24 protein-coding genes and 1 other RNA gene are annotated in these 25,435 nt (G+C 37.1%); 5 read left to right on the forward strand and 20 right to left on the reverse strand.

What is annotated here, in order from left to right; all coding sequences use genetic code 11:
• Window positions 1-115 precede the first annotated feature (115 nt).
• Window positions 116-2,755, reverse strand: a complete 2,640-nt coding sequence (alaS, locus tag JOD14_RS06635; RefSeq protein WP_204654058.1) for an alanine--tRNA ligase — start codon at window positions 2,753-2,755, stop codon at window positions 116-118.
• 297 nt (window positions 2,756-3,052) lie between these two features.
• Complete coding sequence (locus JOD14_RS06640) at window positions 3,053-4,105, reverse strand: DUF7278 family profilin-like fold-containing protein (RefSeq protein WP_204654059.1); 1,053 nt, start codon at window positions 4,103-4,105, stop codon at window positions 3,053-3,055.
• Window positions 4,106-4,507: 402 nt separating this feature from the next.
• On the opposite strand from JOD14_RS06640, the gene JOD14_RS06645 reads away from it, so the two are divergent.
• Window positions 4,508-4,708, forward strand: coding sequence for a transposase (locus JOD14_RS06645; RefSeq protein ID WP_204654060.1), 201 nt, complete (start codon window positions 4,508-4,510; stop codon window positions 4,706-4,708).
• Between the two features lie 234 nt (window positions 4,709-4,942).
• Here the strand turns inward: JOD14_RS06645 and JOD14_RS06650 are convergent, their stop codons facing one another.
• The 5 genes from JOD14_RS06650 to JOD14_RS06670 form a co-directional block, all read right to left on the reverse strand.
• The gene (locus JOD14_RS06650) at window positions 4,943-6,292 is read right to left on the reverse strand and encodes a DEAD/DEAH box helicase (RefSeq protein WP_204654061.1); all 1,350 of its coding nucleotides are present in this window, start codon (window positions 6,290-6,292) and stop codon (window positions 4,943-4,945) included.
• A gap of 179 nt (window positions 6,293-6,471) precedes the next feature.
• Entirely contained in the window at window positions 6,472-7,635 is a 1,164-nt protein-coding gene (locus JOD14_RS06655) for a THUMP domain-containing class I SAM-dependent RNA methyltransferase (RefSeq protein WP_204654062.1), read from the reverse strand.
• Between the two features lie 64 nt (window positions 7,636-7,699).
• An RNA gene (gene rnpB, locus JOD14_RS06660) (RNase P RNA component class B) lies at window positions 7,700-8,069 on the reverse strand.
• A gap of 21 nt (window positions 8,070-8,090) precedes the next feature.
• Entirely contained in the window at window positions 8,091-8,483 is a 393-nt protein-coding gene (gene gpsB, locus JOD14_RS06665; protein ID WP_204654063.1) for a cell division regulator GpsB, read from the reverse strand.
• 71 nt (window positions 8,484-8,554) lie between these two features.
• Entirely contained in the window at window positions 8,555-9,109 is a 555-nt protein-coding gene (locus JOD14_RS06670) for an SLOG family protein (RefSeq protein ID WP_204654064.1), read from the reverse strand.
• A 61-nt stretch (window positions 9,110-9,170) separates the two neighbouring features.
• Here JOD14_RS06670 and recU point away from each other — a divergent pair, with 61 nt between their 5' ends.
• Window positions 9,171-9,797, forward strand: coding sequence for a Holliday junction resolvase RecU (gene recU, locus JOD14_RS06675; RefSeq protein ID WP_204654065.1), 627 nt, complete (start codon window positions 9,171-9,173; stop codon window positions 9,795-9,797).
• Window positions 9,790-12,072: a PBP1A family penicillin-binding protein gene (locus JOD14_RS06680; RefSeq protein WP_204654066.1), complete on the forward strand. Its 2,283-nt coding sequence runs from the start codon at window positions 9,790-9,792 to the stop codon at window positions 12,070-12,072. Before recU ends, JOD14_RS06680 begins: the two co-directional genes overlap by 8 nt.
• Before the next feature lie 149 nt (window positions 12,073-12,221).
• Here JOD14_RS06680 and nth read toward each other — a convergent pair whose 3' ends face one another.
• The 6 genes from nth to JOD14_RS06710 form a co-directional block, all read right to left on the reverse strand.
• Window positions 12,222-12,884 carry an endonuclease III gene (gene nth / locus JOD14_RS06685; RefSeq protein WP_204654067.1) on the reverse strand — a complete coding sequence of 221 codons (663 nt, stop codon included), beginning with the start codon at window positions 12,882-12,884 and terminating at the stop codon, window positions 12,222-12,224.
• Between the two features lies 1 nt (window position 12,885).
• Window positions 12,886-13,581: a DnaD domain protein gene (locus JOD14_RS06690; RefSeq protein ID WP_204654068.1), complete on the reverse strand. Its 696-nt coding sequence runs from the start codon at window positions 13,579-13,581 to the stop codon at window positions 12,886-12,888.
• Window positions 13,582-13,639: 58 nt separating this feature from the next.
• Window positions 13,640-14,023: a RidA family protein gene (locus JOD14_RS06695; RefSeq protein WP_204654069.1), complete on the reverse strand. Its 384-nt coding sequence runs from the start codon at window positions 14,021-14,023 to the stop codon at window positions 13,640-13,642.
• 8 nt (window positions 14,024-14,031) lie between these two features.
• Window positions 14,032-14,466 (reverse strand): transcriptional repressor, encoded by a 435-nt coding sequence (locus JOD14_RS06700; protein ID WP_204654104.1) that lies wholly within the window; start codon window positions 14,464-14,466, stop codon window positions 14,032-14,034.
• A 122-nt stretch (window positions 14,467-14,588) separates the two neighbouring features.
• Complete coding sequence (gene tkt / locus JOD14_RS06705; RefSeq protein ID WP_204654070.1) at window positions 14,589-16,583, reverse strand: transketolase; 1,995 nt, start codon at window positions 16,581-16,583, stop codon at window positions 14,589-14,591.
• A gap of 97 nt (window positions 16,584-16,680) precedes the next feature.
• A complete protein-coding gene (locus JOD14_RS06710; protein WP_204654071.1) occupies window positions 16,681-16,923 on the reverse strand; it encodes a DUF896 family protein in 243 nt (80 codons plus the stop codon).
• A 141-nt stretch (window positions 16,924-17,064) separates the two neighbouring features.
• Between JOD14_RS06710 and lexA the strand changes: the two genes are divergently transcribed.
• Both lexA and JOD14_RS06720 read left to right on the forward strand, forming a co-directional pair.
• Entirely contained in the window at window positions 17,065-17,685 is a 621-nt protein-coding gene (gene lexA, locus JOD14_RS06715) for a transcriptional repressor LexA (protein WP_204654072.1), read from the forward strand.
• A 142-nt stretch (window positions 17,686-17,827) separates the two neighbouring features.
• Window positions 17,828-18,049 carry a hypothetical protein gene (locus JOD14_RS06720; protein WP_204654073.1) on the forward strand — a complete coding sequence of 74 codons (222 nt, stop codon included), beginning with the start codon at window positions 17,828-17,830 and terminating at the stop codon, window positions 18,047-18,049.
• Window positions 18,050-18,225: 176 nt separating this feature from the next.
• Here JOD14_RS06720 and JOD14_RS06725 read toward each other — a convergent pair whose 3' ends face one another.
• From JOD14_RS06725 to obgE, 7 genes are all read right to left on the reverse strand, one after another.
• Window positions 18,226-18,738 (reverse strand): adenine phosphoribosyltransferase, encoded by a 513-nt coding sequence (locus JOD14_RS06725; RefSeq protein WP_204654074.1) that lies wholly within the window; start codon window positions 18,736-18,738, stop codon window positions 18,226-18,228.
• Between the two features lies 1 nt (window position 18,739).
• Window positions 18,740-21,058, reverse strand: a complete 2,319-nt coding sequence (recJ, locus tag JOD14_RS06730) for a single-stranded-DNA-specific exonuclease RecJ (RefSeq protein ID WP_204654075.1) — start codon at window positions 21,056-21,058, stop codon at window positions 18,740-18,742.
• Between the two features lie 93 nt (window positions 21,059-21,151).
• Window positions 21,152-21,532 (reverse strand): LapA family protein, encoded by a 381-nt coding sequence (locus tag JOD14_RS06735; RefSeq protein WP_204654076.1) that lies wholly within the window; start codon window positions 21,530-21,532, stop codon window positions 21,152-21,154.
• Between the two features lie 16 nt (window positions 21,533-21,548).
• Complete coding sequence (locus JOD14_RS06740; RefSeq protein ID WP_204654077.1) at window positions 21,549-22,337, reverse strand: SDR family NAD(P)-dependent oxidoreductase; 789 nt, start codon at window positions 22,335-22,337, stop codon at window positions 21,549-21,551.
• Entirely contained in the window at window positions 22,321-23,274 is a 954-nt protein-coding gene (rnz, locus tag JOD14_RS06745; RefSeq protein ID WP_204654078.1) for a ribonuclease Z, read from the reverse strand. The genes JOD14_RS06740 and rnz overlap by 17 nt, the downstream gene beginning before the upstream one ends.
• Before the next feature lie 21 nt (window positions 23,275-23,295).
• The gene (locus JOD14_RS06750) at window positions 23,296-23,853 is read right to left on the reverse strand and encodes a DUF1269 domain-containing protein (RefSeq protein WP_204654079.1); all 558 of its coding nucleotides are present in this window, start codon (window positions 23,851-23,853) and stop codon (window positions 23,296-23,298) included.
• A gap of 123 nt (window positions 23,854-23,976) precedes the next feature.
• Window positions 23,977-25,293, reverse strand: coding sequence for a GTPase ObgE (gene obgE / locus JOD14_RS06755; protein ID WP_204654080.1), 1,317 nt, complete (start codon window positions 25,291-25,293; stop codon window positions 23,977-23,979).
• Window positions 25,294-25,435: the final 142 nt, after the last annotated feature.

The following is a 25,435-nucleotide window of genomic DNA, read 5'->3' on the forward strand; positions in this document are numbered from 1 at the left end:
TTTAAAAAGCCAAAATTAAATAACAAAAAAAGAAGAACCTGAGTCCTTCTTAATTATACGGATATTGCTAAACAACACTATTTGACAAAGAGCCAGGATTTAGCGCCCATTAAATTTATGCGTTTAACCAACGTTCAATTTCTGCTAAAGCATTTGGAATCCCTGCTGGATTTTTCCCACCAGCTTGCGCCATATCTGGTCGGCCACCACCGCCACCACCAACAAGAGGGGCAATGGCTTTAATTAAGTCCCCTGCTTTTAGACCTCTTGCAATCGCTGCTGGACTTGCTGCAACAAGTAAGTTAACTTTTTCTTGAGCAGAAGTTGCTAAAATCAATAAATCAGAAAGTTCTCTTTGTTTCCACTGATCCGCTAGTTGACGTAGTTGATTCATATCTTTAACCGAAACTTGTGCCGCAATATAAGTGGTACCATTGCTTTCTTTCACGTCTTTAAAAAGATCGCCCGCTTGTTGATTCGCTAATTTACTTAATAATTGTTCGTTTTCTTTTTGTAAATCACGTAATTGTAATTGAAGTTGTTCTACTTTGTGCACTACTTCTTTTACTTGAGTCGCTTTCACAATTTGGGCAATTTCTAATAGCTGCGTTTCTTCCTTATGAAGCAACTCATATGCTTCTTTGCTTGTCACGGCCTCAATTCGGCGAACACCTGCACCTATCCCTGATTCTGAAACAATTTTAAACAAGCCAATATCTTCCGTATTTGCTACATGGTTTCCGCCACACAATTCAACCGACCAACCATCAACATTTACTACACGAACTTCATTACCGTATTTTTCGCCAAACAAGGCCATTGCACCCATTTTTTTAGCAGTTTCTAGATCGGTTTCAATCGTTGAGATTGGCAAAGCTTCCCAAATTTTTTCTTCTACGATTCTTTCCATCTTCGCTAATTCTTCTGCCGTAACTTGACCAAAATGAGTAAAGTCAAAGCGCAAATACTCGGCGGTAACTAAAGAACCGGCTTGATTGGCGTGTTCGCCTAAAACTTCTTTAAGTGCGCGGTGAAGCAAATGAGTCGCTGTATGATTTTTAATCACACCATTATGATACGTTTTATCTACTTGAAGAGTGTAAACTTCCCCTACTTTCAAAGGTGAAACAAGCGTCACTTGATGCAAGTGTTGCCCATTTGGCGCGCGTTTGACATCTGTCACTTGTGCTACTAACTGATTATTTTGATCTAAAAGGACCCCTTTATCCGCAACTTGTCCACCCATCTCTGCATAAAAAGGTGTTTGGGCAAAAATAACTTGTGCTTGTCCTTCATCTAATTGGTCAACTAGTGTTTCTGCTTGAATCAAGACTAGTAGTTCGCTTGCTTGGCTCAATGTTTGATACCCAGTATATTCACTTGCTACTTTAATGCCAGTCAACAATCCAGATTGAACATCCATTGATTTTTCATTGCTTCGAGCAGCTCGTGCCCGCTCTCTTTGCGCTTGCATTTCTGCTTCAAAACCAACATGATCAGAAGTAAAGCCTGCTTCTTCTGCAATTTCTTCTGTCAGTTCAACAGGGAAACCATATGTATCATACAATTTAAAAATCGTCTCACCATTTAAAATGGTTTCATTTTTTGTTTTTAAATCGGCAATCACTGCATTTAAAATTGCTAAACCTTCATTAATGGTTTCATGGAAACGATCTTCTTCTGTACGAATTACTTTTTCAATAAACGCTTTTTGCTCTAAAACTTCGGGATAATAGCTTTCCATAATATGGCCTACAACCGGTACTAATTTATATAAGAATGCTTCTTGAATGCCTAGTTTTTGCCCATGCATCACTGCACGACGTAATAAACGACGAAGAACATAACCGCGACCTTCGTTAGATGGCAATGCCCCATCACCAATTGCAAAAGAAAGAGCACGCACATGATCAGCAATGACTTTATAAGAAATATCACTAACCGCATTCTCACCGTATTTCACTTGGCCACTTAATTTTTCAATTGCTTGAATGATTGGGATAAATAAATCTGTTTCAAAGTTCGTCGGTGCATTTTGTATGATTGACACCACACGTTCTAATCCCATCCCCGTATCAATATTTTTATGAGGAAGTGGTTCATAAGTGCCATCTGGTTTGTGATTAAACTCTGAGAAGACTAAGTTCCAGATTTCTAAGTAGCGCTCATTTTCGCCCCCAGGGTAATTTTCTGGATCATCTTCTGCTAGATTGTTAAATGCTTCGCCGCGATCGTAGAAAATTTCAGTATCTGGTCCACTTGGTCCGGCACCTATATCCCAGAAATTATCTTCCACGTCTATCACATGATCACTTGGAAGTTTAATTTCTTCCAACCAAATTCTTTTTGCTTCTAAGTCTTTCGGATAAACCGTCACAAACAATTTTTCTGGTTCAAAAGCTAACCATTTTGGTGAGGTTAAAAATTCCCAAGCCCAATGAATCGCTTCTTTCTTGAAATAATCGCCAATAGAGAAATTCCCTAACATTTCAAACATGGTGTGGTGACGAGCAGTTCGGCCAACGTTTTCAATATCATTTGTTCGGATTGATTTTTGTGCATTGGTAATTCTAGGGTTTTCCGGCACAATTGAACCATCAAAGTATTTTTTTAAAGTCGCAACCCCTGAGTTAATCCATAATAATGTGGGGTCGTTTACTGGAACTAAAGACGCACTAGGTTCAACGGTATGGCCTTTTTCTTTGAAAAAATCTAAATACATTTGGCGCACTTGAGCACTGCTTAATTGTTTCATTTTTATTCCTTCTTTCTATTTTTTTAGACAAAAAAAGACACCACTGCAACACAAGGACGTCTAAACGCGGTACCACCTTGTTTGCAATGATATCTATCATTACCTCTTTATCTCGGTAACGCGGAGTAGCGTTGATATTTCTATCAAATCTTACAAGAGGGAGCAATTTAACTAGACCTTGTTTTTCTCTCAGCTTTGAAAAACTTTCTGTGAAATGAACGTAATTAAACTATATCCTCTTATCTTCTTTATGAAGTATAAAAAAGATTGCGCTAAAAGTCAATCCTTGCCACTAAACTAATCTTTTGAAATTACAATTACTTTTCGGTAAGCATAGTCTGCTGGATGTAATTTTTTTTCTTTGATTAAAATTTTACGCGAGCGATAATAAGACGACAATGGCATCCAATCAAACAACGGAATACCCGTTGCTTCCATTTTTTCTAATTTTAAAAATCCTGAATCCGTTAATTCCCAAAAACGACGACTATGATCAATAACTAGACCAAACATATTTTCTTGTTTTATTTTTCGTGCTACTTGACGCCCTTGGTAATTTTCACCTTGTTCAAGATCATTTCCCCAACGAAACAACTTTCTCGTACCAGCACCAACAACGTATTCCCATTCATCTTCAGATAATAAATCAAAAACTTGTTGGTTTACAGCTGTTTTTAAAGTTTCAAAAGTACAACTTTCATGGTGATAAACCTGATAAGTTTCATCAGCTAGATTTAATTTGGCGTAAAATTGATTTTCTTCATACAGTTCACTCGGTAATTGAAAAGTAAGACTATCTAACAATGACGTCCCTTGTTTAAAATAAGTGCGTATCGCTTGTTCAATTGGTAAAAAATCTTCAACGATGCCGGTAAATTCTCCAGTGACCGCATTTAATTCTCCAATCGCTCGTGTCCCCGCTGGAAGTGCTGTTTTTTGAACAAGCATCGGGGAAATAGCAACTTTTCGTAGACTACTTGTTGATTCGTTAACAAAAAAATCCCAATCTTCTGTTGTTATGAATTGATAATTTTTACGTAGTTCTTCAAAATAAAGATTCTCTTCGTTAGGTTCTTGATCCCAGCAAGTAATCGGTAAACCTTGTGTACCAAAATTCCACCCCAAGATTGCTTCTTTGTTTCCTGGAATTAAAACAAACCGCTCTCCATCAATTGAACATTCAAATGTCTTGCATTTAACACCAGCAAGTTCAAATTCCTTGTACTCAACGTCAGAAACGTACTTTAATGGGCTAACAAAGTACATTAAGACTTGATTCATAACTTGTGTCCGAAGTTCTTGTGATAAATTTTTCCAATTACTCCACTCTAACGCCTCAAAAAAATCCATCTAGTTCCCACCCTTATTCCTGTCTTTTTATCTAGTATAGCATTAAATCCCTCTTGCGAACATGTGAATTCATCCGTTTCTTTCTACTTTTAAAATTCTCGATTACTCACCGACTCGATTTGACGGGGTCTTATGATTCATTTGTGAAGCTAAGCAATGACCATTGTTACAAGTTTTATCCTTTTTATTTAATATCTATCGATTGAATAAAAAACATTGAAACAACGGTGTTTGACTTCGAGATTTTATATAATAAGTACCCGAATTTTAACGGTAGAACACAGAAATCCATGCACTTTTATCAATATTAGAGGCTTTTAATGTATAAACCACAAATTTAAACATAACTTACTTTTGCAGTTTTTTATCAACCTCTTGGCTTAAAATAAACCAAAAAAATCATTGGATAAAAAAGTAAATCGTATTCCTTGGGTAGAGCTAGAAAAGAAATATGTTAAAAAATTCCTTAATAATAAAGGCAATATTGTACAACCTTTACGAATGGCTTTGGATGCTTTACTAATTCAAAAAAAATATGGCTTCAGTGATGAAGAAACCATTATGCAAATTCAAGAAAATCCTTATTTGCAGCCCTTCATTTGACGAAATTCCCCTATTTGTTAATGGATACTCGTCACTCATTATTTCTTAAAATAAATTATTTCATATTCTTTTGTTAAATAAAAGTTTTTAAATAGTGCAGGATATTTTTTATTTTTAATAACTTTAAGTCAATATTCAGTAAACATTATTTACGATGATCGGCAGAACATAAATAAAGAGAAAAAACTAACGAGAAAGCAAATCTCTCCATTAATTTTTTCTCTTTGTTTGTCTTTAAGCTTTGTTTGAATTTTTCTTATTCTTACGCGCAGTTCGCGTCGTTTGACGGCGTTCAAGCTTTCGTTTCGCTTTGTTATTTTTGTCAATTTCCCATTGCATTTTCTTCTTATAGCCAGGTTTGACTGTTTTTTTCTTTTTATTAATCATTGCTAGCATTTTTGGATCGAGTTCTTCACGTGATTTTTCACGTTTTTGACGACGATTTCGATCATACGTTGTTACGATTTCACCATTTTTAATTTCCCTTGGTTCAAATACAACACCTAATTTTTCAATATCAGCAATTGCTTGTTCTTGGCTCGGTTCATAAAGTGTAATGGCGGTTCCATTTAAATTATTGCGCCCAGTTCGTCCGACACGATGAATAAAAAAGTCTAAATCGTCAGGGATTTCGGCATTGATAACATGGGAGACACCTTCAATATCGATACCACGAGCAGCTAAGTCTGTCGCTACCACGTATTGGAATTCTAAATTTTGAACTTGACGCATGATTCGTTTACGTTCACGCGGTGTAATATCCCCATGGATTTTTGCAACTTTTAAATCTTTATCAACTAAATAACTGGCAATCTCATCTACTCGTGCTTTTGTATTCGCAAATACAATGGCTAAATAAGGATGCCCTACTGTCAATAATTGATAAATTAGCTGATTTGTGTTTTTTCCTTTAGTCGAAACTAGCCAATTCTCAATATTTTCTGAGATCACCAATTTCGGCTGAATTTCAGTAATAATTGGATTCTCTAAATACTTTTTCAAGAATGGACGGAGCTTTTCTGGGATTGTTGCTGAAAAGACTAACATTTGTAGTTTTTCAGGTAAACGACTCGCAATTTGATCAACTTCTTTTAAAAAACCTAAATCTAACGTCATATCTGCTTCATCAACAATAAAAGCAAACGCGGTATGAACTTTCAATGCTTGTTCGTTAATTAAATCTAAAATCCGCCCAGGGGTACCTACAACTAAGTGAGGTTGTTGGTTTTTCAAACGGTTTAATTGACGCTGTTTGTCTGTTCCACCAACAAAATTGGCAACACGCATTTCAGGATTGGAGAAGTCTGCGATTTGTTTTGCCGCTTGGTAAATTTGTGTCGCTAATTCACGACTTGGTGCTGTGATTACAATTTGGACTTGGTCTTTTGTTGGATCAATTTTATCCATTAAAGGAAGTAAAAAAGTATGGGTTTTACCGCTCCCTGTTTGTGATTGTCCAATCACACTGTGGCCTTTTTGAATTAGAGGAATCATTTTTTGTTGGACTTCGGTTGGTTGCTTGAAGCCCTTATTATTTAGTACTTCATAAATAAATGGTTGGAATGCAAATGTTTCAAATGTCATTCAAACACCTTCTTTCTTAATAACATCTTTGTGATTATAGCACATTCATTTTTAAAAACCTACTTTTACCTCATGTGACTTGAAAATTTATTTGTCCATTGGTTCTATCTTTTACACATAAAAATGGATTATGACGATAAAATCAGTCATAATCCTCAAATTTACTCAAGTAGTGATTTTTAATCTTCTCTCGGTGCTCGCGGAGGTCGGGTTCCCCAATACTGAAACAGGTCGGTCCGTAATGCGCCATTATATAGTTTGCGTTTTTTAGTTGCTTTTTCTCCATAAAAATCTTCAAACATTAAGTCACTCGTTAAAATGTACTTGCTCCAAGTTTTTAAAGGCTTGAAGACTTGACCCATTTCACGATACAGTTGGCGCACGGTTTCTTCTTCGCCTAGGCGTTCACCATAAGGAGGGTTCGCAACAATCACACCATACTCTTTTGTTGTTTTAAAATCCTTTACGGCTTGTTGTTTAAAAGTAATCGAGTCCCCTAAGCCAATTTCTTCCGCATTCGCTCGAGCAATCTCAATTAATTTACCATTAATATCTGAGCCAGTAATGTCTAATTCCACATCATAATCAGCCGCATCGTCTGCTATAGCTCGGACTTTATCAAAAATTTCAGGCTTAAACCAATCCCACTTCTCACAAGCAAATTCTCGGTTAAAACCTGGAGCGATATTATGCCCAATTAAAGCAGCTTCAATACAAAGGGTTCCTGAACCACAAACTGGGTCATAAAAAGGTCGGTCTTTGCGCCAATTCGTTAACATAACTAAAGCAGCGGCCATGTTTTCTTTTAAAGGCGCACCCCCTTTTTCTAGACGATAGCCTCGTTTAAATAAACTTGGACCAGTTGTATCTAAAGTCACCATGACGTGATCTTTTAAAAGAGCCACTTCTAGTTGAAACAGTGCGCCTGTTTCAGCTAAAGGAACGGTTGCTGGGCGGTGGTAGTAGTCACGTAAACGATTTACAATTGCTTTTTTAGTAATTGCTTGACAATCGGGTGTACTAAATAATTTTGATTTTATTGATTTACCTGCAACTGGAAACTCTGCATCTAGCGGCAAGTAATCTTCCCAAGGCAAAGCTTTCACGTTTTCAAATAACTCGTCAAAAGTGTAGGCATCAAATTCCCCGACAACAATTTTTACTCGGTCGGCGGTTCTTAACCATAAGTTTGCGGTTGCAATCGTCTCCATGGTGCCTTTAAAACGGGCACGACCATTTTCGACTTCACATTCAATCCCTAAATCACGTAACTCTTTGCCAACAAGTGCTTCTAACCCACTTGCAGCGGTTGCCACTAAATTAAAAACTTGATTTTCTTTCATAGTATTCTCCTTTATGATAAAAAAAACCTCCCAAAACGGAAGGATTCCCTGATGTATTGTGATTTTCTATAAGCCATGTTCTGTCCGATTGTTTTTTCAGGGAAAAACAATCTGGATAATCATCTATCTGCAATTTACATTGCCTCTTTGTCCCGTTCATTTCCGTTACAAAAAGCGCCCCTACCATTGTTTGGGTTGCTCACTCGAGGGGTTTACCGCGTTCCACCGCTTAAATTTCTTTAAGCGCTTCGTCACTGTGGCACTTTCAAGGGTACTCAAGCATAGTTTTCACCTTAGCTTTTTTTCCTGCCGTTATTTCCTAAAAAATACCCTAGCTTATGGTTTCGCTAGGCACGAACACTACAGGCATCGCAGCCTGTGTGAGCATGGACTTTCCTCAGCTTGATCAAGTCAAACCGCGATTATCTGAAAATCACAATAAAATCATCTGTTCATTAAAACTGACGTGTTTGCTCTAAATCTTCAGTCGTTAAAGTTGGCGCAACAAAAGATTCTGCTGCAGCTGATTGGTCTAATTTTTTACCAAAGACTTCTTTTTCCAAGTTAGACAAGCGTTTTAAGATATCAAAGTTCGTTACTGCTTGGCTTTTTGGTGCTTCTGTTGTTTGAATGCGAGAAGAAATTGCTTGACTCTTGCTTAATTGTGCTACTTTTGCATTCAAACGATCATTTTCTTCTTGTAAAGTTAAAATTTCTTTTGTAAATGTTTCATAGTCTTTAATAATACCATCTAAAAACTCATCTACTTCGATTGGATCATAACCACGCATTTTTGTTTTAAATTCTTGTTGTAAAATATCTTTTGCTGTATAAGTTGTATTTGCCATATCCACACCCCATGAGTTAAATTCTACTAAAAATAGCCTTCTTTCCTATTTTACCAAAAAAGCCCAATAAATCAATTAAAATCGTAGGAATTTATACTATTTTCTAAATCGTCCATCAAAATTTGCTGAATCAAATAATTCTGCCTTCTTTGCTGTTCTTTCGCTTCTTGTAAAAAATAGTGTGGTTTTCCAGGATACTCTTCATCATATACGAGTAAACAGCCTTGCGTTTTTCTTAATAAAAATTGCGTGTGGTTTTTTAGTTGTTGCGGATTCTCATATTTTTTATGGCTGACAGTATTCACGTAATCAGCCCGGTGCTTTATTTCATCAAAGGCTTGTTTGTTTTGTTCGTTCCAATTTTCACCCCATCCAACAAAAGGCAACAAAATAGCTAGCCGAATTTCTGGGTAATTTTCTTTTAAACGTAACACCTCTTGAGCCGCCCATAACTCTACTCCAAGGTTCCCCGATACAATAAACCACGTAGTTCCTTCAAAAATAAATGCTTCTAATTGCGAACTTATCGCTTTCTTAATAATTTTAATTTTGGGGTCTTTTTCATTGAAGACACCCATTTCATAACTACGATACCCAGATATATAAACACTTTTTTTCGTTTCCATAAACTCCTCTTTTCATTCTCTTTCACTTTTTGTTATAATACTTGTCAGGAGTGTGATTGTAATGAACTTTCAATACCCCAATGGTCATCTTCCATTGTATAAGGAAAAACAAAAAAGACAACCCAAAACGCTTACTCCGTCATTTGCTAACCGGGGCATGCGATTTGAGGAATCGATCAATGCTAGCAACGAGTACTATTTAAACCATCAGCTAGCCGTTATCCATAAAAAACCAACACCAGTGCAAATTGTTAAGGTGGATTACCCAAAAAGAAGTGCCGCGGTCATTAAAGAAGCCTATTTTAGAGAAGCTTCAACGACAGATTATAACGGGGTATATCAAGGGTATTATTTAGACTTCGAAGCAAAAGAAACCAAAAACAAGACCTCTTTTCCTTTCAAAAACTTTCACTTGCATCAAATTGAGCATATGAAAAACTGCCTCAAGCAAAATGGGATTTGTTTTGTGTTACTCTGGTTCTCTACTTTAGAGCGTTGTTTTTTTGTGGATAGTCAAATGATTATTTATCACTGGGAAAAACAAGAAACAGGAAAAAAATCATTGTCGCTAAAAAAAATCGAGGAAATTGGCATTGAAATCAAACTAGGAATTGCACCAAGAGTCCCCTATTTAAAAGCAGTAGATAGCCATATTAAGCAAAAAGGAGCACAACAAGAAAATGAATAATGAGTCACAAAAACTAACAAGACAACAAAATAAAAAGAAGAAAAAGAAATCGATTAAGAAAAAGCGTTCTGCCGGTACTATTATTTTAAATGTTTTTCTAGGATTTGTCCTCATTGGCTGTATTGCCTTTTTATCTGGCGTTGGCCTTTTTTGGTACTATGCTAAAAGCGCCCCATCACTAGATGAAACACGATTAGAATCACCGAATTCCTCTAAGTTTTTTGCATTAAACGGCGAAGAATTCCAATCAATTGGTGCTGAAAAAAGAGAAACAATCACTGCCAATGAAATACCACCGTTACTAGAAGATGCTATTGTCTCTGTTGAGGATCGACGCTTTTACAAACATATTGGAATTGATCCCATTCGAATTGTCGGATCCGCGCTATCGAATGTTACAACCGGCGGAATGCAAGGTGGTAGTACGTTAACACAACAACTAATTAAACTCTCTTTTTTCTCAACGGATGCTTCAGATCAAACAATCAAAAGAAAAGCACAAGAAGCTTGGCTAGCTGTCCAATTAGAAAAAGAAAAATCTAAGCAAGAGATATTAACGTACTATATCAATAAGGTCTATATGTCTAATGGATTATACGGCATGCAAACGGCGTCAAAAGCTTTTTTTGGCAAAGGTTTAGATGAGTTAACTTTAGCTCAAACCGCTTTAATTGCTGGTTTGCCAAATGCCCCTTCTTACTTTGATCCTTATGCTAACCCAGAAAACGCCAAAAATCGTCGAGATATTGTTTTATATACAATGAAAGAAAACGATAAAATAACCGAACAAGAATATCAAGAAGCGATTGCAACACCTATTGATGACGGTTTAATCAAATTAAGACCAGGAAATGAAAATTGGAAATATTTTGATAACTACTTAACGGAAGTCATTGCCGAAGTCAAAAGAAAAACAGGAAAAGACGTTTATACGGATGGTTTAGAAGTTTATACTAATATTGACATCCAAGCCCAAAAACAACTTTACGACATTGTTAATTCGGACCAGTATGTCGCCTACCCAGATGACGAAATGCAAGTCGCTGCAACTTTAATTGATGTAAATACCGGTAAAGTTACCGCTCAAATTGGGGGTCGTAAAATTCCTGAGGGAACCATGCTTGGACAAAACTTAGCCACCAATGTTCGCCGAGATTTTGGTTCGACAGTGAAACCTTTAATGGATTATGCACCTGCTTTTGAATATTTAAAATATTCAACTGGAAAATATATTGTTGATGAACCTTATAAATATGTTGGAACCAACCTGTCCGTTACAAACTGGGATAACCAATATTGGGGGTCCATGACGTTAAGAAGAGCTTTAGTCGAATCACGAAATGTCCCTGCTGCAAAATTATTTTGGGATGTCGGTGCCGATAAAGTCAATGAATTTATTAATAAACTGGGAATTGAATACGCAGAATTACAACAATTTAATGCCATTTCTAGTAATATTAGTACAGAAGATGGAACTAAGTATGGTATTTCTAGTCTAAAATTGGCAGCCGCCTATGCAGCCTTTGCCAACGGTGGAACATACTACGAGCCCCAATATGTTAACAAAATTGTTTTCCAAGATGGCTCAGAAGAAACCGATGCATTTAACGTAACTGGTGAAAAAGCGATGGAAGAAACGACTGCCTATATGGTTACTGATATATTAAAAGGGGTTATTACTAGCGGGACAGGAACAAATGCAAGTATTCGTGGGTTGTATCAAGCTGGTAAAACCGGAACATCCAATTATACGGATGAAGAATTGAGCAAAATTAATTCGCCTTATTCCATCTCTCCAGACTCAACTTTTGCTGGCTATACACCTAATTATTCCCTAGCCGTTTGGACAGGTTACGATGAAAAACTCACACCAATTACAAGTGAGTATGCCCGAGTTGCTAGTGACGTTTATCGCGAATTGATGCAGTATGTCTCTGCTTCTGTACCTAATATCGACTGGGAGATGCCTACTGGTTTAACTCGTGTTGGAATTGAGCTCTACTTGGAAGGAACCAAAATTGAACAACCAGCTGTCTCAAAACCAAAAGAATCATCTAAAAAAGCGTCTGAGGAATCTAAATCAAGTGAATCGAGTGCAGAACCAAGTACAACGACGAGCACTCCACCTGTTGAAACAGTACCGAGTGAAACAGTAGAAATCCCTCCTGTTCAAAGTACACCAGTTGAAAATGGTGATGGCAACAATGAGCAAACGCCTCAAACACCCAACACGACACCAACTGCGCCAACACCAGCTCCAACACCGACGCCATAAACAAAAAAATCTCTTTGAAGGTCTATCCTTCAAAGAGATTTTTTAAATTTAACAGTATCGATTACAAAATAAGATTCACAAGATTCTTTCATGTACATCCTCTAATCAGGTAATCTTTTTTAACTTGAAAACTTTTATAAGTTATTCTTTTACCGATTATTTTTATTTTTTTCTTTCATTCGGCTTTTTCCTTCTTGGCAAATTTCAAGAAGGGGACAAGTCACACATTTTGGTGAACGCGCCAGACAGTGATACCGCCCGAAAAAAATTAACGTATGGTGTGCTTTTACCCATTGCTCTTTAGGAATTTTACGCATTAAGGTCTCTTCTACTTCTAACAAAGAAGCATTTAACTTACATATCCTTAGACGCTTCGATACACGTTCAACGTGCGTATCAACGGCGATTGCAGGAATGCCAAAAGAGATGCCTAACACAACATTGGCCGTCTTGCGCCCTACCCCAGCTAATTGCATCAGCTCTTCACGAGTATTGGGAACTTGACCAGCAAAATCTTCAACCAGTTGTTGCGCACAACGCTGCAAATTCTTAGATTTCGTTCGATACAAACCAATTGTTTTTATCAGTTGACTGATTTCATCTACCGAAGCTTGGGCTAATTTTTCTGGTGTTGGAAAAGCTTCAAATAAAGCTGGCGTCACTTTATTAACAGAAACATCGGTTGCTTGGGCACTTAAAATAACCGCAATTAATAACTGGAATGGTGTTTCATGAACTAATTCACCATGGGCATCCGGAAACATTTGATACATTTGATTCATTGCCCACTGCGTCTTTTCTTTACTAATCATTTCAATCCTCTTCTAACCAATTATGTAATGAAATTTTTGGTAATTGTTTTTCCTTTGGTGCTTCTTTTTGCATCAATTGTCGTTTTCTTCGCTTTTGTTCTTCTTGTACTTGCTGGCTCGTCCGAATATTTTTACGCTCCCAAGAAAGTAAAATTCGGTCAATATAGTTTAAACTATAGGCTTGATTTAAAACAGCTTCTCTTAAAGCAAGTTGAATCAGTTCCACTTGATAATGGTCTTCATCTAGCCATTGACCAATGCGCTGGAATTCAATTTGAGAAAGCGGACGTCCAAATTCAGCTTCAAAACTTTGGTATAATTCGCGAATTTTTTCTTGTTCTTTTTTCTTCGTTTGTGTCATTTTTTCTTGTTCTTTTAAAACAGCAATTTTATTAAAAATCAAACTCAAATCATAGTGATCGACAATTTTTCCAGAAGTATCTTTTGTTGAAATAATTTGCACCACTTGCTTTTGTACTAATTGATTCAATAAATAATAGATTTCTTGCTGAGTAAAACTTAATTGACTTGCAATCATTGCTAAGTCCGGAAAATGATTCCCTGCTTCGTTATAGCGAAATAATTGTAACCAAAGCAAAAATTCTTCATTCGTTAATCCAATTTTTCGATAATTATCTAAAACTAAATTTGAATAAGTCGTTTGACCACTTGCAAGATATTCTTCTAATGAGATCATTTATATTTCCTTTCTTTACGATAAAAAAGGGAAACTAACATCAGTCCCCTTCTTTTAACTATTTACTTGAAACAGCTGCAATGATCTCAATTTCAATTAACACATCTTTAGGTAAACGTGCCACTTCAACTGCAGATCTTGCCGGCAAAACTTCTCCGAATAAAGTAGCATAAACGCCATTAAAAGCAACAAAATCATCCATATTCTTTAGGAAACAAGTTGTTTTTACGATAGCATCGGCACTAATGTTGGCTTCTGCTAAAATGGCTGAAATATTTTTGATAACTTGGGTTGTTTGTTCTTCTATTGTTTTTCCGACAACGAGGCCCGTTTGCGGATCCAATGGTACCTGACCAGAGGCAAATAAAAATCCATTTGCAATTCTACCTTGAACATAAGGGCCAATTGCTTTAGGAGCATCTGATGTTTGTATAATGGTCATTGGCTAAATCACTCTCCTTCAACTTGTTGACAATTTGGACAAATTCCATAAATCTCTAGGCGATGGCTCTTTACAGTGTAATTGGTTAATTGAGCTGCAGCGACTTCTACATCATCTAATTTAGGATAATAAAAATCTGCTACTTTCCCACAACTCTCACAAATTACATGGTAATGAGGCTTTAAAGAAAAATCATAACGACTAGAAGCACTAGCATAATTCATCTCTTTTAAAAAGCCCAATTCGGTGAATCGCTTCAAATTATTATAAACGGTTGCGACACTGATTCCTGGAAATCTTTTCTCAATCGCTTGATACACTTCTTCCGCCGTTGGATGTGTTTGAACCTCTGTTAAAAACTCTAAAATAGCGATTCGTTGAGGTGTAATCCGAATTTTTTCATCTTTTAAACAAGTTAATGCTTCATCAAACGCAGTCACGATTTTCCCCTCCTTGAATTATTTTGAACTCATAAAGCTATGATACTATGACTTTCAGAAATTATCTAGCAAAAAAGCCGGATTTTGTTTCTCTAATTGAAACAAAATCCGACTTATCATGTCAATTAAATTGATTTGAAAGTATTTACAACATTTTCAACAGTAAAACCAAATTCTGCTAAGACTTTATCACCTGGAGCAGAGGCACCAAAATGATTAATTGCAATGACTTTGCCACGACATTTTGTATAACGATCCCAACCAAATGGTGATGCCGCTTCAATTGCTACGCGTTTTTTAATCGCTCTTGGTAAAACAGACTCTTTGTATTCTGCTGATTGTGCTTCAAATAAATCCATACTTGGCATTGAGACAACTGAAACATCAATACCTTCTTCCGCTAAAGCTTTTTGCGCTTCAGTCGCTAAAAAGACTTCTGAACCAGTTGCTAGTAAAATCCCTTCTGGTTTTTCACCTTTTTGAGCAGAAACAACATAAGCCCCTTTTGTTACGCCTTCATCTGCTAAAGTCGTTGTCCCTTCAATAACTGGTAAGTTTTGACGACTTAAAACTAAAACAGTTGGTGTTTTTTCTGAAGTCATTGCAATTTTCCAAGCTGCACGTGTTTCGTTTCCGTCAGCTGGACGAATCACATGTAAATTCGGGATACTACGTAAACTTGAAAGTTGTTCAATCGGCTCATGTGTTGGTCCATCTTCTCCAACCGCAACTGAATCGTGTGTTAAGACGTAAGTAACTGGGATGTCTTGTAGAGCCGCTAAACGAACTGCTGGACGTAAGTAATCTACAAAGACGAAGAAAGTACCACCATAAACATGCGTTCCGCCGTGTAATTGAATCCCATTCATCGCTGCGGCCATTGCAAATTCACGGACACCAAACCAAATGTTACGGCCTTCATATTGACCTGGTTCAAAATCTTTTTCAGCTGCAACCATTGTGTTATTAGAAGAAGATAAGTCCGCAGATCCGCCCCATAAACTTGGTACAGCTTTCGATAATGCCTGAATCATTTCTTTACTTGAAACACGGCTCGCTTGGCTTGAACCTACTTCATACGTTGGTAAATCTGCTGCCCAATTTTCAGGTAATTCTTTGGCAAAAGCTTGTTTAAATTGTGCTGCTAATTCTGGATAAGCAGCTTCATATTGATTGAATAACTCATTCCAAGCATCTTCTGCTTTTTGACCTTCTTCAATCATTGTTTGTTTAAAGCGCTCTGCCACTTCTGCTGGTACAGTAAATTCTGGATAATCCCAACCATAAGCCGCTTTCGCTACTTGAATGCCTTCTGCTCCCAGAGGGGCACCATGAACCGCCGATGTCCCTTCTTTTGGCGCGCCAAAACCAATTACTGTTTTAATTTCAATCAATGTTGGTTTGTCTTTTTCGGCTTTTGCTGCGTCGATTGCTGCTGAAATAGCTGCTAAATCGTTGCCATCTTCCACTAACAAGTGTTGCCAACCATAAGCTTCGTACCGTTGACCGACATTTTCAGTGAAAGCTTTTGAAGTGGGGCCATCTAAGGAAATATCATTTGAATCATATAATACAATCAATTTTCCTAGTTTTAAATGTCCAGCCATTGAAGAAGCTTCTTGAGAGACACCTTCCATTAAATCACCATCACCACAAAGTGCATAAGTATAGTGATCAACAACTGAAAAATCCGTTTGGTTGTAAGTCGCTGCTAAATGAGCTTCGGCCATCGCCATTCCAACTGCCATCGCAATTCCTTGTCCTAAAGGACCCGTCGTCGCTTCAATGCCGTCTGTGTGATTTACTTCTGGATGTCCGGGTGTGCGGCTTCCCCATTGACGGAAATTTTGCATATCTTCTGTCGTTACGTCATAACCTGCACAATGAAGTAAGCTGTATAACAAAGCAGAGCCATGTCCTGCTGACAATACGAAACGATCGCGATCCACCCAATTTCTTGATGTACTTGGATTTACCTTTAAATGTTTTGTCCATAAAGCATACGCCATTGGAGCAGCCCCCATTGGTAGTCCTGGGTGTCCAGAATTGGCTTTTTGTACCATATCAATACTTAATGTTCTTAATGTATTGACTCCTAACTCATCGATTTTATCAAACACAGCTAGCGCCTCCTATTTAGGTTTTTTTTACCTTAATTCTCTTTTATTATAAAAGACAACCTCTTTTTTTTCAAGCCTTTTTGTCAGGAAGTTTGATTTATTTTCGATTATGTAACCCTTTTTCTTTTTGGATTGCTTTTAATTTATCCGGGGTTACATCGTTTCCTAGCGGATCAACGACTTTCATCCCTTCAATATGATGCTTCATCCCACCGCGAAAAGCAGTTAAGTATTCTTGGCGTAAAAGTTGTTGTTCTTTTTCTTCCGCTTGCGTTAAACCGGTTGCTTTCTTCTTTCTCGCCAACTCATTAATTCGATTTAATTTTTCTTTTGATAACATAAAAAATCCCCCTTCTTCCCTCTCTGCTATCTTATACAAAAATACGAGAAAATACAATCCTTACAAAAAGCGAACATCCGTTTGATTTCGCTTTTTGATTATGCTAAAATTAAATCAAATCAAAGAAAGAAGGTGTATTCTTTGGCTAAACAAACTGAAAGCCGCCAATTGGAAATTTTACGCTTTATTCATACACGTGTCGCAGAAAAAGGATATCCACCAACTGTTCGAGAAATTGCTGAAGCGGTTCAACTATCTTCCACTTCAACCGTACATGGGCATTTATCCCGACTAGAAAAAAAAGGTTATATCCAAAAAGATCCAACGAAACCTCGAGCCATCGAACTTACCCCTCAAGGCATGGAAGCAATTGGTGCAGAACAAAAAAGTATTCCTTTATTAGGGGTTGTTACAGCTGGAGAGCCTATTTTAGCTATTGAAGAAGCTTCTGATTTTTTCCCAATGCCGCCTCACTTATTAAAAAGTGAAAGCCAACATTTTATGTTAACGATCTCCGGAGAAAGTATGATTAATGCGGGGATTTTAGATGGTGATCAAATTATTATTCGCAAACAAGACATCGCTCGCAACGGTGACATTGTGGTCGCTATGACGGATGATGATGAAGCAACTTGCAAAAGATTCTTTAAAGAAAAAGACCATATTCGTTTACAACCTGAAAACGATTTTTTAGAACCAATCTTATTACCAAACGTTAAAATACTAGGTTTAGTTGTTGGTTTATATCGCAATTTTAATTAAATTATTTTGCTAAAAAGAACTCACTACTTTGTGAGTTTCTTTTTTTCTTTATTTTTTTACAAAATCACTCTTTACAAACCGAACAAACATTCGTATAATGAAAACACGAACAAAAGTTCGCAAATTATGAGGAGTGATTTTTATGAAGGCAATGCGTCGTTTTGGTTTACTAATTGGGATTTTATTAATCGGGATTATTATTGGACACTTTGGCTCGCTTATTGCCTTATTGATTGTCGCTCCATTATTCACTTTGTGGCTCTCTTTTTGGGATGATAAAAAAATTAGACAAGCACAATCACAGCAATACTATTATGAAACAGAGTCAGAACAATCCTACTTCTACTCTTCAGACAACTATTAACTTTTCCGAGAGACTCAAAAGAACGCCCATCTTTCGTTTTTGAATGCTATTTCGTCTATTCGAAATAGCATTTTATTTTCAATCCACTTTCCTATTTATAGACAAAAATACCCTACAAGAGAGACTTTTTAAGAGTCTTTCTTGTAGGGTGTTTTACAAGTTAGCTTAGAGTTTCTTTAAAATTCCATCAACGAAAGAATATCATAATCTTTAATTTTATTGCGGCCCTTTAAATCCGTTAGTTCAATTAAAAAAGCACAGCCAACAACTACACCGCCTAATCGTTCAATTAACTCAATACTGGCTTTAATTGTCCCGCCAGTTGCCAGTAAATCGTCACAAATTAGAACTCTTTGGCCTGGTTTGATTGCGTCTTCATGAATGGTTAGAGTATCCGTACCATATTCTAATTCATAAGAAACTTCAATTGTTTTACGAGGTAATTTTCCTGGTTTACGAACTGGAGCAAAACCAACGCCAGCTTCATAAGCAACTGGACAGCCGACAATAAAACCACGTGCTTCTGGACCAACGATCATGTCAATCTTTTTTTCGCTTGCATAATCCACAATTTGCTGTGTCGCATAACGATAGGCTTGCCCGTCAGCCATGAGTGGTGAAATGTCTCGGAACGTCACTCCTTCTGATGGGTAATTGGGAATACTAGCAATATAATCTTTTAAATTCATTTTATTTCTCCTCGTTTGCAGCGAACCACTGCTTAATTTTTGATATGTCACTTAATAATAAAAATTCTTCACTTTTTATTTTCATTAAACGATTTTGGTAAAGTTGGCTTTCCTCTAAAGATCTTTGTTTAGGGGTTTGGTTTACTTTCAAAACACCATCAGTTATTGTAACAAATTCTAATTCAGAAAAAACTTGAATCATAAAAATTAACAAATTCTTAGGAATTTTTGTGTAACGTGAAATATCCATTAGTTTATGTCTAACATCTAGTGAAGGTTGTTGTTTTAACAGGCGAAAAAGAGTGGCATACTGTTCTCTTGAACCGATTCCATCTAGATACGCTTCATCAGCGGTCTGACCTAATAGGTAAACACGTGTCGTTTTTGTATAGTTTACAATCTCTTTAACTAATTGTATCTGACTCGGGGCATCAATAAACGCAATTGTTTTACCCAACCATTGCGTTGAAAAAGAGGCACTAAAATGCTCAAATGAATCCACATAAATTACCGGTTGGTTGGTTGTTGTCTTAAAAGACTTAAATAATTTTTGACTAAAGGCAAAATGAATAATTGACTCACTTGAAGAGAAACTTTGTTGTTGTCTTTTCCCACGAAAATCAAAAACTTGAAAATCTGGCACTTCGTAATCCAATAAACGTAATTGGGGCAATTTCTTCCCATTCCACTCGTTAATCGTTAATTCTGTAGCCAAACGTAAATTAGCATGTTGAAATTCACTTTGTTCCCCACCAAAACCAAACCCTACACCTTCAATGCTAGCACCAGTTGCATCCCCTACTACAAATTTTAAATGCTGCTGATTCGAACCGATAATCCGACTTTCAACGATATCTACCTCTTCGATAATAAATTGTGGTACGGGGTTATCCATGCCAAATGGGGCTAAGATTTTCAATGATTGAATAAATGGTAAAGTGATCGCTGAAAATGGAAGTTTTCCTTCGACAGATAATGGTAACCCTTGTGAAAAATCAATTTGGTGCGTCTCAACATATTGATTTAAGTTATGTTGTAATTGCGCGAGTTGCTCTTTCATAACACTTACACCAACTGCGGAATGATGCCCGCCAAAAGTATGTAACAAACTTTGGTTTTCTTGCAAAACAGAAAAAAGATTTAACTTTTGGAAACTACGGCCAGAACCTTTATAAAGATCCTCTTGTTTTTTAGTTAAGACAATCGTTGGTTTTCCAGTTTCCTGCATAATTCTTCCTGCAACGATTCCTAGTATCCCTTCATGCCAATCTTCCCCTACAACTAAATGGACATGATTTTCTGAACGTACTTGATCTAGTGCTTTTTTTGTTGTTTCTTCAACTAATTCTTTTCGTTGTTGATTAATTTGATTAAATGCTTGTGCCAAAGAAGCTGCTTTTTCTTCATCAAACGTTGCCATCAATTCAACGGCTGGATTTGCATCTCCTAGACGACCAACAGCATTCAGACGAGGGGCAATTGAGAAACCAATCGTTGTTTCATCAACATCAGAAAGTTTGATGCCACTTACCATTAACAACTGATTTAAGCCGAGTCTTGTGCCTTTCTTTAGCTGTTTTAACCCCCACGTTACGAGAATCCGGTTTTCATCTGTCAATGATACCATATCTGCTACCGTTCCAATCGCAACCAAATCAAGTAACTCCATGGGAATTTCATCGAGAAGCGCACAAGCTAATTTAAACGACACCCCTACACCCGCTAAATCTTTAAAAGGATAAGAACCTTCTGGGTGTCGCGGGTGAATAATTCCATACGCATTTGGTAATTCTAGTGGCAACTCATGGTGGTCTGTAACAATCACATCAACCCCACATTCATTGGCAAAATCAATTGCTTCATGGCCAGAAACACCATTATCAACCGTAATAATTAATTGAACGCCCGCATCAATAAACGCTTTGTAACGTGCTTTGTTTGGACCGTAACCATCTTCAAAACGATTTGGTAAATAAGTCTCAACTTGTGCACCGAGTATCTCTAAAGCTTCTTTTAAGACGGTTGTACTAGTGATACCATCCGCGTCGTAATCCCCGTAAATTAAAATGTTTTCATCTTCTACAATCGCTTGATGAATCCGTTCAACAACGTTTTCCATATCATAAAATAAATAAGGATCATGTAATTGTTCCATACTTGGATTTAAGAATGTTTGAATCGTTTCACTTGTTTGAATTCCCCGGTTCCATAGTAATTGAGCAAAAACAGGGGCTAACCCTTGCTCAGACACCGCGGCAATAAATTCTTCAGGGAGATTTTCATTGATTGGTATTTGCCAATCATATTTTGCTTTTTTCAATTAATCACTCCTAACTTGACTAGTATATCAAACTAAAGCAAATAAAAAAAGCGCCTTAGCATACTCAAACTAGGCGTTTTTTTATTGTTTAAACTACTCCAGTTCACTGATTTCTTCGGGACTACTTTCAAATTCCGTAAGAGACATTGACGGTTGCGACTCTTTTAATTGATTGTTTTCCAATATTAAAGCCTCTACTCGTTCTTCAACCTTTTTTTCAAAGTTTTGTTTGTAGTCCGTTATTTCTTTTTGTAGTTTTTTTCGTTCTTTTTTTTGGCGCCAAATGACACCTGTCGTCATCAAAGAGACAATCAATGCTCCAATCAAAGTGGCACTGAAAATAACTAAAACTAATGGTGCTTCAAAATGACCAAAACCATAATTAATTGAAACGATTTGATTATTTAAAATCGCAAAAATAACAATTATGAAGGTAAAAAATAAACCTAAGTACAAACGCCATTGATTTTTCATTGGATTCTCCTCAATTTTACTTTTTATTAAAAATACCACCAGCTAAATAGTCGCCAATTGTTGGAAATAAATCATAACACCGTGCAGCAAATGACATCGCATATGGTCGATTAATTTCACGCTTTGGTCGGATCATGTTATTAACAATTAATTTGGCTAATTTTTGTGGATCCAAAACAAACCAATCGATTTTGTCCAAATATTCGCCAGATGGATCGGCTTGGTCAAAAAAGGTTGTTTTAATTGGACCAGGATTAACCGTTGTCACTTGTACATGGTGAGGTTTTAATTCCAGACGTAAGGCATTTGAAAAACCTAAAACCGCAAATTTTGTTGCCGAATAAACGGTCGACTTGGGTGTCGCCATTTTACCCGCCATGGAAGCGATATTGATAATGTGTCCTTGTTTTTTTTCAACCATCCCGATTGCAAGAGCCTGAGTTAAATATAACATTCCAAAAAAATTCACTTCAAACATTTGGCGTGCTTGCTCTAAATCAAAAGAAAGAAATTCCTCAAACACGCCAAACCCGGCATTGTTAACTAAAATATCAACATTGTCTACTGCTTGATTAATTTTAACTACCAAGTCTTCGATACTTTCTGGGACCGAAACGTCAACTAAAAAAGCAAAGGAAGGTTGACCGCTTAACTGTTGGCATTTTTGACTTACTTTTTCAATCTGTTCTTTCCGCCGAGCACAAACAATCACTATGGCTCCTTGTTTGGCTGCTTCATAACAAATTGCCTCACCTAACCCAGTACTTCCGCCAGTCACCACAACGACTTTATGTTTTAGTTTCATCGAGCGCCTCCTTTTTTAAGGGGATTTCAAAACAATCGAAATCCTTGGCAATTCGAACATTTTCAAAAACCTCTTTGGCTTCATTTGCTAAATCAGAAATATCTTTACCTAAGTAGCGAGCACTAATATGCGTTAAAATTAATTTTTTAACTTGTGCCGCTTTTGCAACTTCAGCCGCTTGTTGCGTTGTTGAATGAAAATAGGCTTTGGCAAGTTTCGCTTCATCCTTATTAAAGGTGCTTTCATGAACCAAAATATCGGCATTACGGGCAAGCTCAACGGATTGAACTGTTTTTCTAGTATCACCTAAAATTGTAACAATTCGGCCTTTAATCGTTTCGCCAATAAAATCGCGACCATTCACTTGTTGACCATTTGGTAACGTAACCATCTTACCTTTTTTAATCTCCCCAAATAAAGGCCCTGGTTTTAATCCCATTGCCATTAAGCGATCGACCTGCAATTCTCCTACATGATCGGCTTCTTCAATTCGATAGCCAAAACTTTCAATGCCGTGGTCTAATTTTTTACAAGAAACTTTAAATTGTTTGTCTGCAAAAATGATCCCCTCTTCTTTAATTTCAAAAAAACGAAGCGGATAGCTCAAATGTGTTTTGGAAATACGTAAAGTCGTTCGGACCCACTCTTCAATTCCTTTTGGTCCATAGATTTCAAGAGCTTCGTCGCCACCTTGGAAAGATCGGCTACTAATTAAGCCCGGCAACCCAAAAATATGATCCCCATGCAGATGCGTAATAAAGATTTTCTCAATTTTTCTTGGGCGAATATTACTTCTTAAAATTTGAAGTTGCGTGCCTTCACCGCAATCAAAAAGCCAAATGGCATTTCGTTCATCTAATAATTTTAGTGCTATGCCACTAACGTTTCGGTGCTTGGCTGGAACGCCTGCGCCGGTACCTAAAAATTCTAATTCCATATCGACCTAACTTTCTCTCAACTATTTTTCTTCTGGGTGATTTTCTTCCCAGTTTTTTTGCGCATTTTCTTTTGTTACTTGTTCCACTTGTTGCGCTTTTTGAAGCTCTTCTTCCACTTCATCGTAGTCAAAACGATGAATGATGCCACCTAACTCATACATGATGATCTCATTTAAGATTCGGTTATCCTCTTCAAAAGCAATTAAAATTAAGCCTGTTTGACCTTCACCAATATTTTTACTTAATAACTCAAAAATAGTATTGGCTTTTCTTACTTCTTGCGCATCTTGACTGGCACCAATCATACTTCCACCAAACCAACCAAGCAAGATTCCTAAAGGGCCACCTAAAATACCAACAAGCATGCCAATCATTCCGCCGCGAGAGGTCTTATTATTCCCGGTGAAATCAAGAAAATCTTCCACTTTAAAATGGTGTGCACCTTCAGCAGAATGGGTAACAACAGCCATTTGCTCGCCTCTGATTTTTCCAGATAAATGGGCTCTTTTGACTTCTGAAAACGCTTGGTAAGCTTTTGCATTTTCAGTAAAATTAATTACAATCACTCGTTTTGGCATTTGAATCCCTCCGTTTGTTCTTTTCTTTAATTTTACCAATTAATCGAAAAAAAACATATGGTTTCACCCGTTTTTTATAAAAAAAGTTGCAAAAGCATTTGATCTTTCGCAACTTTTTGACTATTATTCCACAAACTCAAATTCAAATTCACCAATACGAACAATATCGCCGTCTTTGGCTCCACGCGCACGTAAAGCTTCGTCAACCCCCATTGTTCGCAACTGACGAGCAAAACGCATAATCGTTTCGTCATGCGCAAAGTTGGTCATTTGGAAAAGTTTTTCTAATTTATCACCAGATAAGATCCATGTCGCATCCGGGTCACGGTTAATTTCAAATTCTGGTTCGTCTGCTACAAAGTTATACTCAACTACTTCTTCTTCTCTAGGTTCGTCTTCGTATAATAAGAATTCGTCTGTTACTTCAAGTAAATCAGCCGTTGCACTCATTAAGGCATCCATTCCTTTTCTTGTTACCCCTGAGATTGGAAAAACAGGGATTGGCTCTGCGAATTCATCAACTTGTTCTTTTGCCAATTGTTCTTTAAACAATTTTAAGTTTTCTTCTGAATCTGGCATATCCATTTTATTTGCTACAATAATTTGAGGACGTTCCATTAAACGTAAGTTATGAGAGGCTAGTTCGTGATTAATAGCTAAATAATCTTCATAAGGATCTCGACCTTCCATCCCACTCATATCAATCACATGTAAAATGACACGTGTTCGTTCAATATGACGTAAAAATTGTGTCCCTAAACCAACGCCTTGAGAAGCCCCTTCAATTAATCCAGGTAAATCTGCCGCGACAAAGCTTCGGCCATCTGGAAGATGAACCATGCCTAAGTTTGGAACTAAGGTTGTAAAATGGTACGCGCCAATTTTAGGTCGCGCCGAAGAAATTACCGATAAAATAGTTGATTTACCAACAGAAGGAAACCCGACTAAACCAACATCAGCTAAAACTTTTAGTTCCAAATTAATGCGACGCTCTTGTCCGGGCTCGCCATTTTCAGCAAGTTCGGGTGCTGGATTTTTTGGCGAAGCAAAACGAATATTCCCCCGACCACCTCGACCGCCTTTTGCGATTACTAGCGTTTGTCCGTGTTCAATTAAATCGCCTAATAAGACACCCGTATCGGCATCGCGAACCGTCGTTCCTTCAGGGACTTTGATATACGTATCTTCAGAGCCACGGCCATGCATCCCTTTACTCATCCCGTTTTCCCCTGGTTGTGCTCGAAAATGACGATTAAAACGAAAATCCATTAATGTTCGTAAGCCCTCATCAACGATTAAGACAACCGAACCACCTTTTCCTCCATCACCACCAGCTGGACCGCCATCTGGTACATACTTCTCTCTGCGAAAAGCAACCATTCCGTCGCCGCCTTTTCCGGCCTTCACATCGATTATTACTTCATCTAAAAACATGGACATTATTTTGTCCTCCTATCTATTTACTACTTAACATTCAGCACAAAAGTCTTATCTATTGTACCCACCAAAGCTAGATTTGTCTATCATTTCAAATGGATTTTCAAAAGTTTTATCAAAAATTACCAAAAATCATTTGTTTACA

Origin of the sequence: Enterococcus lemanii (assembly GCF_016909125.1) — a bacterium.
GTDB lineage: Bacteria > Bacillota > Bacilli > Lactobacillales > Enterococcaceae > Enterococcus_I > Enterococcus_I lemanii.

Excerpts from the sequence above, each read along its gene's own strand:
- alaS (WP_204654058.1), bottom strand. The coding sequence starts at position 2,755 with ATGAAACAATTAAGCAGTGCTCAAGTGCGCCAAATGTATTTAGATTTT.
- JOD14_RS06640 (WP_204654059.1), bottom strand. The coding sequence starts at position 4,105 with ATGGATTTTTTTGAGGCGTTAGAGTGGAGTAATTGGAAAAATTTATCA.
- JOD14_RS06650 (WP_204654061.1), bottom strand. The coding sequence starts at position 6,292 with ATGACATTTGAAACATTTGCATTCCAACCATTTATTTATGAAGTACTA.
- JOD14_RS06655 (WP_204654062.1), bottom strand. The coding sequence starts at position 7,635 with ATGAAAGAAAATCAAGTTTTTAATTTAGTGGCAACCGCTGCAAGTGGG.
- gpsB (WP_204654063.1), bottom strand. The coding sequence starts at position 8,483 with ATGGCAAATACAACTTATACAGCAAAAGATATTTTACAACAAGAATTT.
- JOD14_RS06670 (WP_204654064.1), bottom strand. The coding sequence starts at position 9,109 with ATGGAAACGAAAAAAAGTGTTTATATATCTGGGTATCGTAGTTATGAA.
- recU (WP_204654065.1), top strand. The coding sequence starts at position 9,171 with ATGAACTTTCAATACCCCAATGGTCATCTTCCATTGTATAAGGAAAAA.
- JOD14_RS06680 (WP_204654066.1), top strand. The coding sequence starts at position 9,790 with ATGAATAATGAGTCACAAAAACTAACAAGACAACAAAATAAAAAGAAG.
- nth (WP_204654067.1), bottom strand. The coding sequence starts at position 12,884 with ATGATTAGTAAAGAAAAGACGCAGTGGGCAATGAATCAAATGTATCAA.
- JOD14_RS06690 (WP_204654068.1), bottom strand. The coding sequence starts at position 13,581 with ATGATCTCATTAGAAGAATATCTTGCAAGTGGTCAAACGACTTATTCA.
- JOD14_RS06695 (WP_204654069.1), bottom strand. The coding sequence starts at position 14,023 with ATGACCATTATACAAACATCAGATGCTCCTAAAGCAATTGGCCCTTAT.
- JOD14_RS06710 (WP_204654071.1), bottom strand. The coding sequence starts at position 16,923 with ATGTTATCAAAAGAAAAATTAAATCGAATTAATGAGTTGGCGAGAAAG.
- JOD14_RS06720 (WP_204654073.1), top strand. The coding sequence starts at position 17,828 with ATGAAGGCAATGCGTCGTTTTGGTTTACTAATTGGGATTTTATTAATC.
- JOD14_RS06725 (WP_204654074.1), bottom strand. The coding sequence starts at position 18,738 with ATGAATTTAAAAGATTATATTGCTAGTATTCCCAATTACCCATCAGAA.
- JOD14_RS06735 (WP_204654076.1), bottom strand. The coding sequence starts at position 21,532 with ATGAAAAATCAATGGCGTTTGTACTTAGGTTTATTTTTTACCTTCATA.
- JOD14_RS06740 (WP_204654077.1), bottom strand. The coding sequence starts at position 22,337 with ATGAAACTAAAACATAAAGTCGTTGTGGTGACTGGCGGAAGTACTGGG.
- rnz (WP_204654078.1), bottom strand. The coding sequence starts at position 23,274 with ATGGAATTAGAATTTTTAGGTACCGGCGCAGGCGTTCCAGCCAAGCAC.
- JOD14_RS06750 (WP_204654079.1), bottom strand. The coding sequence starts at position 23,853 with ATGCCAAAACGAGTGATTGTAATTAATTTTACTGAAAATGCAAAAGCT.
- obgE (WP_204654080.1), bottom strand. The coding sequence starts at position 25,293 with ATGTCCATGTTTTTAGATGAAGTAATAATCGATGTGAAGGCCGGAAAA.